Below are 14,307 nucleotides of genomic sequence, written 5' to 3'. Positions count from 1 at the left end.
TCCCGACGCCGAATGTCAGGGGGTGTCGCCGATGACCTCGAACAGCCGCATCGAGGTGCCCTCGATCGGCAGCACAGCACCGGGCTCGTAGACCTTCTCATCGACGGTGGGACGCTCATCCGCGCTGGACCACAGCTGCACGAAACCGGTGGCGCCCTCGACGGATTCCGGCAGCCGCACATCGATCGGAGCCTCGGTACCGTGCACGATCAGCAGGATGCGATTCGCGGCGGCATTCTCCGGAACGCTGGATGAGACGTACTGCAACGTGCGGTTGCGAGGGTCGTTCCACTGCTCGACCTCCATGGTGTCGCCATTCTGGTCGAACCAGTCCATGACGGAGGCCCCCGGCACGTGTTCGCCAAGGCGGGCATAGCGTGCCGGACGCAGCGCCGGGTTCTCGACGCGCAGACGCGTGAGCAGTGAGACGTGCGCCTGGAGGTCCTTCTGCCACGGCTCGTGGTCCCAGTTCAGCCAGGTGAGCGGGGAGTCCTGACAGTACGCGTTGTTGTTGCCGCGCTGGGTGCGCCCGAACTCGTCGCCGGCGGTGAGCATGGGAATGCCGGCCGACAGCAGCAGCGTGCCGAGCAGGTTACGCATGGCCTTTCGGCGCGCGGTATCGATAACGGGGTCGTCGGTGGGGCCCTCGACGCCGTGGTTGAACGAGCGGTTCATGTCCGCGCCGTCATGGTTGTTCTCGCCGTTGGCCTCATTGTGCTTGACGTCGTACGAGACGAGGTCGTTGAGGGTGAAACCGTCGTGAGCGGTGACGAAGTTGATGCTCGCGAGCGGTCCGCGTTCTTCGCTGTACGTGTTCGCGGAACCGGCGAGGCGGTTGGCGAATCCACCGATGCCGACCGGCGCCGAGGCGCGTCGCGCGTAGTCGATGTCGCTGAGCCAGAAGTTGCGGACGCGGTCGCGGTAGCGGTCGTTCCATTCGCTCCACCCGGCACCGAAGTTGCCGGTCTGCCAGCCGCCGAGGCCGACATCCCAGGGCTCGGCGATGATCTTCACGCCCTGCAGCGCTTCGTCTTCGCGGATCGCGACGAGCAGCGGATGCTCGGGATCGAACTCGTGCTGGGCATTGCGGCCGAGCGCGGCGGCGAGGTCGAAGCGGAAGCCGTCGATCTGCATCTCGTTCGCCCAGTACCGCAGCGAGTCGAGCACGAGTCGGGCGGCGGCATCCGTCGCCGTGTTCACGGTGTTGCCGACACCGGTCGTGTCGATATAGGCGCCGTCGGCCTGCTGGCGGTAGTACAGCGCGTTGTCGATGCCGCGGAAGCTGGAGCGCGGACCGCCGATGCCCTCTTCGCTGGTGTGGTTGTAGACCACGTCGAGGATGACCTCGATACCCGCCTCATGTAGCAGCTTGACCATGCCCTTGAACTCGGTGATCACGGCCTCGGGGCCGCCCTTGCGCGCCGCTTCACTGGCGTAAGCATTGTGCGGGGTGAAGAAGTTGAGCGTGTTGTAGCCCCAGTAGTTCGTCAACCCGCGCTCGAGAAGGCGAGGCTCCGTGACGAACGCATGCACGGGCAGCAACTCGATCGCGGTGATGCCAAGGCTCTTGTAGTACTCGATCATCGCGGGGTGGGCGAGCCCGGCGTAGGTGCCGTGCAGGGCAGGGGTCACGTCGGGGTGACGCTTGGTGATGCCCTTGAGGTGACCTTCGTAGATCACCGTGCGATCCAGAGACGTCTGCGGCTTGCGCACATCGCCCCAGTCGAAACCGTCGGTGATGACAACCGAACGCCACTCCTCGTAACCATCACCCTGTGCGAGACCGCGGGCGTAGGGGTCGAGCAGCAGGGTCTCGGGATTGAAGATGTTCCCGGGGCCGTGCGGACCGTTCACGCGCAGTGCGTAGCGCGTACCCGCCTGCAGCAGATCTGTCGTGATCTCCCACACTCCGCCTGGCCGCCGCTCCAGCGGTGCCTGAGCGGTTTCCCAGTCGAGATCGGTCGCGTCGAAGACGACAAGCTCGACCGAAGAGGCGTTGCGTGACCAGACCCGCAGCGTACCGACACCGTCGTGAAGGTGGACGCCGAGGTTGTCGAGGGCGGCGCCCGTGAAGGACGGCGCAATGGGCTCAGGCATGGCGAACATCCTATGGCTCGCCGGGCCGCTTCGGTGAATCAGAGTCGCGAATCGGATGCGCCTCGGTTTCGCCGTCCGTGGGCGCTAGCCGGATGGGAGGATGGTCGGATGCGGTTCTACCTGGATCATGCTGCAACGACGCCCTTGCGACCCGAGGCTCGGGATGCCTGGGTGGCGGCGAGCGACACGCTCGGCAACGCCTCGTCGACGCACGGTGCGGGTCAGGATGCGCGGCGTCTGCTCGAAGAAGCCCGCGAACAGGTGGCGGCGGTGCTGGACTGCGATCCGATCGAGATCGTGTTCACCTCGGGCGGCACGGAGTCGATCAATCTCGCGCTGAGCGGGCTCTGGCGCGCGCGGGCATCCGGAACGGACGCGATCGTGCTGCCGGATGCCGAACATCACGCCACGATGGACACGGCGGTGGCTCTGGCCGTCGAGGGCGCGGTGCTGCGCCATGTGCCCGTGGACAGTCTGGGCCGGATCACCGTCGATGAGTTCGCGGCTGCGCTGCCCGGCGCCGCCCTGGCCACCGCCCTCGTGGCGAACAACGAGGTCGGCACGGTGAACGACGCCGCCGGACTCAGCCATGCGGCCGCGGGCGCCGCGGTGCCACTGCACCTGGACGCGGTCGCCGCCTGGGGGCATCTGCCGCTGTCCTTCCGTCGGCTCCGCGGCGATGCGCCGGCCGGTGCGGGCCTGGTCGCGCTCAGCGTGGCCGGGCACAAGATCGGTGCGCCGGTGGGCGTGGGTGCGCTGGTGGTGGCGCGCACGGCGCGGCTGAGCGCGCTCATCCACGGCGGGGCCCAGCAGCGCGGGCTCAGGGCCGGTACGCAGGATGTGCCGGGGGCGGTGGCGCTCGCGGCTGCGGCTGTGGCATCGGAGCGAGAGCGGGAGCTCGAGGCGCGTCGTCTGGCCGGACTCCGCGACCGGCTCGTAGCCGGCATCCGTTCCCGCGTGCCGCACGCGCAGGTGCTCGGCGACCCGGACGACCGCCTGCCCGGTAACGCCCATCTGCTCTTCCCCGGCGCGGTCGGGGAGAGCCTGCTGTTTCTGCTCGACGTCGCCGGCATCGCCGCCTCGACCGGATCGGCCTGTCAGGCCGGGGTCGCCGAACCCTCCCACGTGGTCATGGCCATGGGCTTCATCGAGCAGGACGCCCGCAGCGTCTTGCGCTTCTCACTCGGACGCACCTCGACCGACGCCGATGTGGACGCCGTGCTCGCGGCCATCACCGATGCCGTGGCACGGGCATCCGGCGCCGGCTCAGGCATCCGCTCGTAGACTGGACGGATGCGAATTCTGGCGGCGATGAGCGGTGGCGTCGATTCCGCCGTGGCTGCGGCACGCGCGGTCGAGGCGGGTCACGATGTCGTCGGCGTGCACCTGGCGCTTTCTCGGGCGGGCGGCACGTTGCGCACCGGCTCGCGCGGATGCTGCACGATCGAAGACGCGATGGATGCTCGTCGTGCGGCCGACCGTCTCGGCATCCCGTTCTACGTGTGGGACTTCTCCGAGCGATTCCGCGACGACGTCATCGACGACTTCATCGCCGAGTACCAGGCTGGTCGCACCCCGAACCCGTGCATGCGGTGCAACGAGAAGATCAAGTTCGCCGCGCTGCTCGAGCGGGCCCTCGAGCTCGGCTTCGATGCGGTCTGCACCGGTCACTACGCGACGCTCATCGACGGCGAGGGCGGTCTTGAACTGCACCGGGCATCCGACAACGCCAAGGATCAGTCCTACGTGCTCGGCGTGCTCACCGCCGAACAGCTCGCGCACACGTACTTCCCGCTCGGTTCGACGCCGTCCAAGGCGCAGGTCAGGGCCGAGGCGGCCGAGCGGGGCCTCAGCGTGGCGCAGAAGCCGGACAGCCACGACATCTGCTTCATCCCCGACGGCGACACCCGCGGGTGGCTGGCCGAGAAGGCCGGCTCCGAGACGGGGGAGATCATCGATCGGTCGGGTGAGGTCGTCGGCTCGCACGACGGGGCGCACGCGTTCACCGTCGGCCAGCGCCGAGGCCTGAAGCTCGGTGTGCCGGCTGCCGATGGCAAGCCCCGGTTCGTCCTCGAGGTGCGCCCGGTGTCGAACACGGTGGTGGTCGGCCCGAAGGAGGCACTGGCGATCGCGGAGATCTCGGGGGAGCGCTACAGCTGGGCGGGCGCGGCACCCGCGCAGTCATCGTTCTCTTGTGAGGTGCAGATCCGCGCGCATGCGGAGCCGGCGGCGGCGGTCGCCCACGTCAGCGCTGACGGGGTTCGTGTGGTGCCGGAGGTTCCGCTCGATGGCGTTGCGCCGGGGCAGACGGCGGTGCTGTACGTCGGCACGCGTGTGCTCGGTCAGTTCACGATCGACCGCACGGTCTCGGCGGTGCCGGTCAGCGTCTGAGCGCGTCACGACCCCGCGGCACCGCGTGTCCGAGGTCGCTCGTAGACTCATCAGGTGCCCGAGAACATCTCGCTGGAAGCCGCCCGTGCCGAGGCAGAAGAGCTGACCACCCGCATCCTTGAAGCGAAGGACGCGTACTACGGTCGCGACACCTCGCTCGTCGACGACGCCACCTATGACGGGTGGATGCATCGCCTGGAAGAGCTTGAGCGGCTGCACCCCGAGCTGCAGGGGCAGGATTCGCCGACGCAGATGGTCGGTGCAGCCGACACGACCGGTCTGGACACGATCGAGCACGCCGAGCGGATGCTGAGTCTCGACAACGTCTTCTCGCTCGACGAGTTGCGTGAATGGGCCGCGAAGACCCGAGCTGCGGCCGGGCGCGAGGTCGACTGGCTCACCGAGTTGAAGATCGATGGTCTCGCCATCAACCTGCGCTATGAGAACGGCGTGCTCACCTCCGCGGCGACGCGCGGCGACGGCCGCATCGGCGAGATCGTCACCGAGAACGCGCTGCGTCTGCCGCAGATCCCCCCGCGTCTGAGGGGCGAGGGACACCCGGCGATCGTCGAGGTCCGTGGCGAGGTGTTCATCCCGGTCGCTGCGTTCGAGCGCCTCAACGCCGCGCAGGCGTCATTCCGGGAGCAGGCCTATGCCGAGGCACTCGCCCGGTGGGATGCACGCGGCGGCGCCAAGAAGCCTTTCGACGAAGAGAAGGCTCGCACGGCAGCCGCCCGGCGCTTCCCCTCTTTCGCCAATCCGCGCAACGCCGCCAGCGGCGGGCTGCGCCAGCAGCTCGATAAGAAGGAGGGGCTCGAGCGCGAGGCGGGCCTGCTGCGCATTGACTCGCTCGACCTCTACGTGCACGGCATCGGCGCGTGGACGGAGCCGCCGGTTGCGGCGCAGTCTCAGGTGTACGAGCTGCTGGCCGAGTGGGGCCTGCCGACCAGCCCGCACACCCGCGTGTGCCGGACCATCGACGAGGTCGCCGACTTCGTGGCCTACTACGGCGAGCATCGCCACGACATCGAACACGAGCTCGACGGCGTCGTCGTGAAGGTCGATGAGCTTGCTCTGCACGACGAGCTCGGGGCGACCAGCCGGGCACCGCGCTGGGCCATCGCCTACAAGTACCCGCCCGAAGAGGTGCAGACCACTCTGCTCGACATCGTCGTCTCTGTGGGCCGCACCGGGCGCGCGACCCCGTTCGCCGTGATGGCGCCGGCGCACGTGGCCGGGTCTGTCGTGCGACAGGCGACGCTGCACAACCAGGATGTCGTCAAGGCCAAGGGTGTGCTCATCGGCGACACCGTCGTGCTGCGCAAGGCCGGTGACGTGATCCCCGAGGTGCTCGGCCCGGTGGTGGAGAAGCGCACCGGAGCGGAGCGCGCCTTCGTCATGCCCGCGGACTGCCCGGAGTGCGGGACGCCGCTGCGTCCGATGAAGGAGGGTGACATCGACCTGCGCTGCCCGAACGCCCGCTCGTGCCCGGCGCAGGTGCGTGGCCGCGTCGAGCACATCGGATCGCGTGGCGCGCTCGACGTGGAGGCGCTCGGCGAGGTGACCGCCGCCGCCCTCACCCAGCCGACGTTCCCCGAGATGCCGCCGCTCGTCACGGAGGCGGGGCTTTTCTCGCTCACCCTCGAAGAGATCGTTCCGATCGAGCTCTTCGTGCGTGACGCCGAGACGGGTCTTCCCAAGGAGGACGAAGACGGGATCGTGAAGACCCGTGCGCCGTTCCGGCGCAACCCGACCGCAGCCGAGAAGAAGGAGGGCCTCGTCGGCCCGCAGCCGTCCTCGCAGGCGATCAAACTCCTCGCGGAGCTGGAGAAGGCGAAGACCAAGGAGCTCTGGCGCCTGCTGGTCTCGCTCAACATCCGTCACGTCGGCCCGGTGGCCGCGCGGGAGCTGGCGCAGTGGTTCGGGTCGCTGGACGCGATTCGCGCGGCATCTCGTGACGAGCTCGCCGCGGTCGACGGCGTCGGCGGCATCATCGCCGACTCGTTGCTCGACTGGTTCGACGTGGACTGGCATCGCGAGATCATCGACCGGTGGACCGAGGCAGGCGTGCAGTGGGCGACGCCTGGGCACCCCGGTCCTGGTGCGGCGCAGGATGCGGGCGGAGTGCTCGACGGCCTCACCGTCGTCGCCACGGGCTCTCTTGAGGGCTATACCCGGGAAGGGGCACAGGAGGCGATCATCAAGGCCGGTGGGAAGGCGGCATCGTCGGTGTCGAAGAAGACCGACTACGTCGCGGCAGGACCCGGTGCGGGCTCGAAACTTGCCAAGGCCGAAGAGCTCGGCATCCGCATTCTTGACGCCGCACAATTCCACCTGCTGGTGACCGAAGGGCCCGACGCTCTCGACGCCCGCGAGGCGTGAGCGCAGGTCACGACGTCGAGAGGATGTCGAAGCCTGCGGCATCCGTCTCCGGGAGCTCTTCGATCGTGAGCTGCTCGACACGAGCGTGATGAGGGCCGCGCCGCATTGCTGCCGTGACCTGCGAGACCGCGTCGGCGCGGCCGTGCAACTCGGCCATGACAGCTCCATCGCGCTGGTTCCGCACCCATCCCGACACACCAGCTGTCTCCGCGGCAGCCCGCACGAACCAGCGGAAGCCGACACCCTGCACCCGTCCGGTGACGGTGACTCTGCGTGAGGTCATCTACCCAGGATGCACCCGGTTGCGCTCCAGGCGCTCACCCTGCGCCTGGGTTCCGAGCGCGTGACGCGGAGATGTGCGCGTCACGCGCTCGGAACGGCCGGATGCCCCCGCGCGAAAAGCTCATTTCCGCGCGGAGCGCACGCCGTCAGTTCTTGTGCCGTGGCTTGCGGAACGGCTTGTCGTCGCGGTCGCCGCGCGGAGCACGGTCGTCGCGGTTATAGCGCCCGCCACGCCCGCCACCGTCATTATCACGGCGTCCACCGCCGCGCGGGCCCCGGTCAGGCTTGATCTCGATGAGCCGGCCCGACACACGGGTGTCGCGGAGCTTGTCCAGCACCGCCTGGTCGAGGTTCGCGGGCAGCTCGACGATCGAGAAGTCCGGGCGGATGTTGATCGCGCCGAAGTCATCGCGACCCAGGCCGCCCTCGTTCGCCAGCGCACCGACGATCTGGCGCGGCTCCACGCGGTGCCGACGGCCGACCTCGATGCGGTACGGCGCGTAGTCACCACGCCCGCGGCGCTCGGTACGAGGAGCACGCTCGCGGCCGGCATCCCGGCCGCCCTTCTCCCGCGGCGGGCGGTTGTCACGCTCCACGGCACGCGAGAGCTCGTCGCGCTCGGGGTCGAGCAGTAGCGGGGTCTCACCCTGTGCGACCACGGCTAGAGCGGCGGCCACGTCAGCCTCCGGCACGTCGTTGTTGCGCACGTAGTGGGCGATGATGTCGCGGAACGCCTCGATACGCGCGCTTTCCTGCAGCGCCTGCGTGATCGCGTCGTCGAAGCGCGCCAGACGCGTGGTGTTCACGTCTTCGGTGCTGGGCAGCTGCATCTGCGTCGGCTCCTGGCGGGTGGCACGCTCGATGTGCTTGAGCAGGTACCGCTCGCGCGGGGTGATGAAGCTGATGGCGTCGCCGGTCCGGCCCGCGCGGCCCGTGCGGCCGATGCGGTGCACGTACGACTCGGTGTCGGTGGGGATGTCGAAGTTCACGACGTGGCTGATCCGCTCCACGTCGAGGCCGCGGGCGGCGACGTCGGTGGCGACGAGGATGTCGAGCTTGCCGTCCTTGAGCTGGTTGACGCTGCGTTCACGCTGCACCTGGGGTACGTCGCCGTTGATCGCGGCGGCGGAGTAGCCGCGGGCGCGCAGCTTCTCGGCGAGCGTCTCGGTCTCGTTCTTCGTGCGGACGAAGACGATCATCCCGTCGAAGTTCTCCACCTCGAGGATGCGGGTGAGGGCATCGACCTTCTGTGCGTAGGAGACCACGAGGTAGCGCTGGGTGATGTTGGTGTTCGTGGCTGTCTTCGACTTGATCGCGATCTCTTCAGGATCGCGCAGGTACTGCTGGGCGAGACGACGGATCTGCGGCGGCATGGTCGCCGAGAACAGGGCGACCTGCTTGTCTTCGGGGGTCTGCGCCAGAATCTGCTCCACGTCTTCGGCGAAGCCCATCTTGAGCATTTCGTCGGCCTCGTCGAGCACGAGGTACTTCAGCTCGGACAGGTCCAGCGTGCCCTTGGCGAGGTGGTCCATGATGCGTCCTGGCGTACCGACGATCACGTGCACGCCGCGCCGGAGGGCAGACAACTGCACGCCGTACCCCTGGCCGCCGTAGACGGGCAGCACATGCACGCCCTTCATCCGCGACGCATAGGACTCGAACGCCTCCGACACCTGTAGGGCGAGCTCACGGGTCGGTGCGAGCACGAGCGCCTGCGGGATCTTCTGCGAAGGGTCGAGGCGCTCCAGCACGGGAAGCGCGAAAGCGGCGGTCTTGCCGGTACCGGTCTGCGCCATGCCAACCACGTCGCGACCGGACAACAGGGTGGGGATCGTCGCGGCCTGGATCGGCGAGGGGGTCTCGTAGCCGAGGTCGCGGATGGCCTTGAGTACGGGCCCGGTGATACCGAGGTCCTCGAATCCAGGGGTCGCGGCGGATTCTTCAGACGACTCGGTCGTCACTGCTTCTTCAGGAGTCACTTCCCAAAGGTAGCGCCTACGAGCCTCACTTCGCTCCGGTGAGCGCGATGAGCTGCTCCTTGACCTGGCGGCGCAGCACCTTTCCGATCAGCGACTTGGGCAGTTCATCGACGACGAAGATGCGCCGCGGCACCTTGTACGGCGTGAGGATGCCTCGTGCGAACTCCCGCACCGCCTCCACATCGACGTCCGCACCGCCGTCGATGACGATCGCCGCGACAACCTCTTCGCCGGAATGATCGCTGGGCAGCCCGACCACGGCGGCATCCGAGACGAGAGGATGCTGCCGCAGCGCGTTCTCGACCTCGGTCGGGGCGACGTTGAAGCCACCGGTGATGATGAGCTCCTTGATGCGGTCGACGATGCGCACGAAACCCGCCTCATCGATCGTGACGATGTCGCCCGTGCGGTACCACCCGTCGACGAACGCCGCCTCGGTCTCCTCGGGCTTGCCGTAGTACCCGGAGAACACCTGGGGCCCGCGCACGACGAGTTCGCCGGCGGTGCCCTGCGGGACATCCTGCGTCGGGTTCTCCGGATCGACGACACGGCATTCGGTGCCGGGAAGCGGCAGACCCACCGTGCCCGGCACGCGGTTGTCGGCGACGGGGTTGGCCATCAGCACGGGTGAGCACTCGCTGAGTCCGTACCCCTCGACCAGATACCCGCCGGTGGCCTCTTCGAACGGCACCACGAGTTCATGTGGCAGGGCCATCGCGCCGGAGATCGCGACCTCGATGCCTTCCAGCGAAACGCCCTTCTCCTTCGCTGCGGAAAGCAGGCGGTCGGCGATCGGCGGCACCAGCGGCAGGAAGGTCGCGGGATGCTTCTTCACGACGTCGAGCACGAGGTCGGGGTCGAACTTGGGGAACAGCACCAGACGGGCGCCCATCGACATCGCGAACGTCAGACACAGGGTCAGGCCGTAGGCGTGGAACATCGGCAGCACGGCGTATACGACGCATCCGTCGCCGCGGTGAATCGAGGGCACCCACGACTGCGACTGCGCGGCGTTGGAGAGGAGGTTGCGGTGCGTGAGCGCCGCCCCCTTCGGGGATCCGGTGGTGCCGGAGGTGTACTGAATGATCGCCAGGTCGTCGGTCTGCGGCGCAGGATGCGACGCGGGCAGTGGGTCGGAGGCGACCACGGCATCCCAGGAGACCGTGCCGCGCACCTTCTCGGTGAGGGCCGCGCGCGATTCGCGGGCCTTGGCGATCGGAAGGCGCAGGGCGAGGCGGGTGAGGAACGGCATGGCCCGCGTCACGTCGACCGAGATGAGCGTCGAGACGGCGAGGTCGGCGGGGAACTCCTGGATGGTCGAGACGACCTTGCTCCATACGATCGCGTGCTTGGCGCCGTGATCCTCGAACTGCTTGCGCAGCTCCCGCGGGGTGTAGAGGGGGTTGTGTTCGACGACGATCGCGCCCAGGCGCAGCACCGCGTAGAACGCGATGATGTGTTGCGGGCAGTTGGGCAGGACGATGGCGACGGGATCTCCGGCACGCACGCCGAGATCGCGCAGACCCGCCGCCGCGCGGTCGATCGCCTCCTGCAGCTGTGCGTAGGTGGTCTCCCGGCCGAAGAACTCCAGCGCCGGGGCATCCGGATAGTCGCGTGCGGAGGCGGCCACGATATCGATCAGGGATCCCGTCACGGGGGTGAGGTCTTCGGGGACTCCAGCGGCGTAGCTGGCGACCCAGGGGCGAGGAGGCTGGAACGTCGTCACCCGCCCAGCATATGTGCGCAGGGCGTCCAACTATACTGAGGGGGTGTCTGAAATCACCCCTGATCTTGTGCGCCACCTCGGTGTGCTCGCGCGCATCCAGCTGTCCGATGACGAGGTGACGCAGCTGACCGGTCAGCTCGACGCCATCGTCGACAACATCGCCAAGGTGGCCCAGGTCGCCACCCCCGACGTGGTCGCCACGAGCCACCCGATTGCGATGAGCAACGTCTTCCGTCCCGACGTGGTCGGCACGCCGCTGACGCGTGAGCAGGCGCTGCAGAACGCTCCGGATGCCGCCGACGGCCGCTTCCGCGTCACCGCGATCCTGGGGGAGGAGCAGTGAGCGACATCATCCGCCTGAATGCCGCGGAGCTTGCCGCCAAGATCGCCGCCGGCGACGTGTCCAGCGTGGAAGCCACGCAGGCCCACCTCGACCGCATCGCCGCCGTCGACGGCGACGTGCACGCCTTCCTGCACGTGAACGAGCACGCTCTCGCCGCCGCGGCCGACGTCGACCGTCGCCGGGCAGCCGGCGAAGACCTCGGCCCCATGGCGGGTGTGCCGCTCGCTGTGAAGGACGTTCTCGTCACGACTGATCAGCCCTCCACGAGTGGATCGAAGATCCTCGAGGGGTACATGTCGCCCTTCGACGCGACCGTTGTCGCACGTTCGCGCGCTGCGGGGCTCATCCCGATCGGCAAGACGAACATGGACGAGTTCGCGATGGGCTCTTCGACCGAGCACTCCGCGTACGGTCCGACCCGCAACCCGTGGGATCTTGACCGGATCCCCGGCGGTTCGGGCGGCGGTTCCGCGGCAGCCGTCGCCGCGTTCGAGGCGCCGCTCGCCCTGGGCTCCGACACGGGTGGCTCGATCCGTCAGCCCGCGCACGTCACCGGCACGGTCGGCGTCAAGCCCACCTACGGCGGCGTGAGCCGCTACGGCGCGATCGCGCTCGCGTCGAGCCTCGACCAGGTCGGCCCCGTCACCCGCACCGTGCTCGACGCCGGTCTGCTGCACGACATCATCGGCGGACACGACCCTAAGGATTCGACGTCGCTGGATGAGGCCTGGCCCTCGTTCGCGGCCGCCGCCCGTGAGGGCGCCACCGGTGAGGTGCTCAAGGGGCTGCGCGTCGGCGTCATCCGCGAGTTCCCCGACTCGGGCTTCCAGCCCGGCGTCGCGGCATCCTTCCGCGAGTCGCTGGCGCGCATGGAGGCGCAGGGCGCGGAGATCGTCGAGATCTCGGCCCCGCACTTCGAGTACGCCGTCGCCGCGTACTACCTGATCCTGCCGGCCGAGGCATCCAGCAACCTCGCGAAGTTCGACTCGGTGCGCTTCGGTCTGCGCGTCACCCCCGAGGGGGGCGCCACGGTCGAGGACGTCATGTCGGCGACCCGCGAGGCCGGGTTCGGCCCCGAGGTCAAGCGCCGCATCATCCTCGGCACCTACGCACTGTCGGCCGGATACTACGACGCGTACTACGGCAGCGCCCAGAAGGTGCGCACCCTCATCCAGCAGGACTTCGCGAATGCGTTCGCCGAGGTCGATGTCATCGCCACCCCGTCGGCGCCGACCACGGCGTTCAAGATCGGCGAGAAGATCGACGACCCGCTGCAGATGTACCTGAACGACCTCACCACGATCCCGGCGAACCTGGCCGGCATCCCCGGCATCTCGATCCCGTCCGGGCTCGCCGAGGAAGACGGCCTGCCGGTCGGCATCCAGTTCCTCGCCCCGGCGCGGGAGGATGCCCGCCTGTATCGCGTGGGCGCTGCCCTCGAGGCCGCGCTCCTTGACTCGTGGGGAGCGCCGCTGCTGTCGCGTGCACCCCAGCTCGGCACCGCAGGAGGGACCCGCTGATGGCCGCGGACAAGCTGATGGACTTCGACAAGGCACTGGAACTGTTCGAGCCGGTGCTCGGCTTCGAGGTGCATGTCGAACTCAACACCGAGACCAAGATGTTCTCGGACGCCCCGAACCCGGCAAACGACGCCAACCACGGCGCCGAGCCGAACACGCTGATCGCGCCGGTCGACATGGGGCTTCCCGGTTCGCTGCCGGTCGTGAATGCGACGGCGGTGCGTTCGTCGATCAGCCTCGGCCTCGCGCTGGGGTGCTCGATCGCCGAGTCGAGCCGTTTCGCCCGGAAGAACTACTTCTACCCGGACCTCGGCAAGAACTACCAGATCTCGCAGTACGACGAGCCGATCGCCTACGAGGGCTCCGTCGAGGTGGAGCTCGAGGACGGCACGCTGGTGACGATCCCCGTCGAGCGCGCACACATGGAAGAGGATGCCGGCAAGCTCACGCACATGGGTGGTGCCACTGGCCGCATCCAGGGTGCGGAGTACTCGCTCGTCGACTACAACCGTGCCGGCGTGCCGCTCGTCGAGATCGTCACCAAGCCGATCTTCGGCGCCGAGCACCGTGCGCCCGAGTACGCGAAGGCGTACATCGCGGCGATCCGTGACATCGTGCGCGCCCTCGGTATCTCGGAGGCACGACTCGAGCGCGGCAACCTGCGTTGCGACGCGAACGTCTCGCTGCGCCCCCGCGGCCAGGAGAAGCTCGGCACCCGCACCGAGACGAAGAACGTGAACTCGATGCGTTCGGTCGAGCGTGCCGTGCGGTACGAGATCCAGCGGCAGGCGCAGATTCTCGCCGACGGCGGATCCATCATCCAGGAGACCCGTCACTGGCACGAGGACACGGGCGTCACCTCTCCCGGTCGCCCCAAGTCGGATGCCGATGACTACCGCTACTTCCCCGAGCCCGACCTCATGCCGGTTGAGCCCTCGCGGGAGCTCGTCGAGGAGCTGCGGGCGGCACTGCCCGAGCAGCCCGTCGCGCGTCGGCGTCGCCTGAAGGCCGACTGGGGCTTCACCGATCTGGAGTTCCAGGACGTGCGCAACGGCGGGCTCGTCGACGTCGTCGAGGCGACGATCGCCGCCGGCGCTGCCCCGGCGGCGGCCCGCAAGTGGTGGACGGGCGAGATCACCCGTGTCGCCAACGCGCAGGAGCGTGACGCCGCCGAGCTGGTCAGCCCCGAGAACGTCGCCGCGCTGCAGCTGCTCGTCGACGATGGCACCCTTACCGACAAGCTGGCCCGCCAGGTGCTGGAGGGCGTCATCGCCGGTGAGGGTACGCCGCAGCAGGTCGTCGATGCCCGCGGCCTCGCGGTCGTCTCGGACGACGGAGCGCTGCTCGCCGCGATCGACGAGGCCTTCGCCGCCCAGCCGGACGTGCTCGCGAAGATCAAGGACGGCAAGGTGCAGGCCGCCGGAGCCGTGATCGGCGCGGTGATGAAGGCGATGAAGGGCCAGGCCGACGCCGCACGCGTGCGCGAGCTGATCCTGGAGCGTGCCGCCCAGTAGCATCCGCTCCGGCATCCGCCGGTGTGTTGGAGCGCCACCCCGAGCGTGTCCCACTTTCTGCTGTTACACAGCC

Annotated in this window: 10 protein-coding genes; 6 read left to right on the top strand and 4 right to left on the bottom strand. The window is 68.6% G+C overall.

The features are described 5' to 3' along the window. Positions 1-15: 15 nt before the first annotated feature. Positions 16-2,097: a glycogen debranching protein GlgX gene (gene glgX / locus WDU93_RS09510; protein WP_337319918.1), complete on the bottom strand. Its 2,082-nt coding sequence runs from the start codon at positions 2,095-2,097 to the stop codon at positions 16-18. 108 nt (positions 2,098-2,205) lie between these two features. Between glgX and WDU93_RS09505 the strand changes: the two genes are divergently transcribed. Genes WDU93_RS09505 through ligA form a run of 3 tightly spaced genes read left to right on the top strand, consistent with a single transcriptional unit; the run spans position 2,206 to position 6,870 of the window. Next, a complete protein-coding gene (locus tag WDU93_RS09505) occupies positions 2,206-3,381 on the top strand; it encodes a cysteine desulfurase family protein (RefSeq protein WP_337319915.1) in 1,176 nt (391 codons plus the stop codon). Positions 3,382-3,390: 9 nt separating this feature from the next. Further along, complete coding sequence (mnmA, locus tag WDU93_RS09500) at positions 3,391-4,488, top strand: tRNA 2-thiouridine(34) synthase MnmA (protein ID WP_337319912.1); 1,098 nt, start codon at positions 3,391-3,393, stop codon at positions 4,486-4,488. A gap of 54 nt (positions 4,489-4,542) precedes the next feature. Further along, on the top strand, positions 4,543-6,870 hold the full coding sequence (gene ligA, locus WDU93_RS09495; protein WP_337319910.1) for an NAD-dependent DNA ligase LigA: 2,328 nt from the start codon (positions 4,543-4,545) through the stop codon (positions 6,868-6,870). A gap of 7 nt (positions 6,871-6,877) precedes the next feature. Here ligA and WDU93_RS09490 read toward each other — a convergent pair whose 3' ends face one another. The 3 genes from WDU93_RS09490 to WDU93_RS09480 all read right to left on the bottom strand — a co-directional run bounded on the left by WDU93_RS09490 (position 6,878) and on the right by WDU93_RS09480 (position 10,857). Continuing rightward, entirely contained in the window at positions 6,878-7,153 is a 276-nt protein-coding gene (locus WDU93_RS09490; RefSeq protein WP_337319908.1) for an acylphosphatase, read from the bottom strand. 145 nt (positions 7,154-7,298) lie between these two features. Beyond that, positions 7,299-9,131, bottom strand: coding sequence for a DEAD/DEAH box helicase (locus WDU93_RS09485; RefSeq protein WP_420064060.1), 1,833 nt, complete (start codon positions 9,129-9,131; stop codon positions 7,299-7,301). Between the two features lie 25 nt (positions 9,132-9,156). Further along, entirely contained in the window at positions 9,157-10,857 is a 1,701-nt protein-coding gene (locus WDU93_RS09480; RefSeq protein WP_337319906.1) for a long-chain-fatty-acid--CoA ligase, read from the bottom strand. A gap of 43 nt (positions 10,858-10,900) precedes the next feature. Here WDU93_RS09480 and gatC point away from each other — a divergent pair, with 43 nt between their 5' ends. From gatC to gatB, 3 genes are read left to right on the top strand one after another with little or no spacing between them, the layout of a single operon-like run. Continuing rightward, positions 10,901-11,200, top strand: a complete 300-nt coding sequence (gatC, locus tag WDU93_RS09475; RefSeq protein WP_337319904.1) for an Asp-tRNA(Asn)/Glu-tRNA(Gln) amidotransferase subunit GatC — start codon at positions 10,901-10,903, stop codon at positions 11,198-11,200. Next, entirely contained in the window at positions 11,197-12,720 is a 1,524-nt protein-coding gene (gatA, locus tag WDU93_RS09470; protein ID WP_337319902.1) for an Asp-tRNA(Asn)/Glu-tRNA(Gln) amidotransferase subunit GatA, read from the top strand. The genes gatC and gatA overlap by 4 nt, the downstream gene beginning before the upstream one ends. After that, entirely contained in the window at positions 12,720-14,234 is a 1,515-nt protein-coding gene (gatB, locus tag WDU93_RS09465) for an Asp-tRNA(Asn)/Glu-tRNA(Gln) amidotransferase subunit GatB (RefSeq protein ID WP_337319900.1), read from the top strand. The genes gatA and gatB overlap by 1 nt, the downstream gene beginning before the upstream one ends. Positions 14,235-14,307: the final 73 nt, after the last annotated feature.

The sequence above is a fragment of the Microbacterium istanbulense genome (assembly GCF_037204145.1).
Lineage (GTDB): Bacteria > Actinomycetota > Actinomycetes > Actinomycetales > Microbacteriaceae > Microbacterium > Microbacterium istanbulense.
This window is presented reverse-complemented; position numbering and strand designations above follow the sequence as displayed.

What these genes read in the sequence shown, in the direction of transcription:
- glgX (WP_337319918.1), bottom strand. Translation starts at nt 2,097, where the DNA reads ATGCCTGAGCCCATTGCGCCGTCCTTCACGGGCGCCGCCCTCGACAAC.
- gatB (WP_337319900.1), top strand. Translation starts at nt 12,720, where the DNA reads ATGGCCGCGGACAAGCTGATGGACTTCGACAAGGCACTGGAACTGTTC.
- mnmA (WP_337319912.1), top strand. Translation starts at nt 3,391, where the DNA reads ATGCGAATTCTGGCGGCGATGAGCGGTGGCGTCGATTCCGCCGTGGCT.
- WDU93_RS09490 (WP_337319908.1), bottom strand. Translation starts at nt 7,153, where the DNA reads ATGACCTCACGCAGAGTCACCGTCACCGGACGGGTGCAGGGTGTCGGC.
- WDU93_RS09505 (WP_337319915.1), top strand. Translation starts at nt 2,206, where the DNA reads ATGCGGTTCTACCTGGATCATGCTGCAACGACGCCCTTGCGACCCGAG.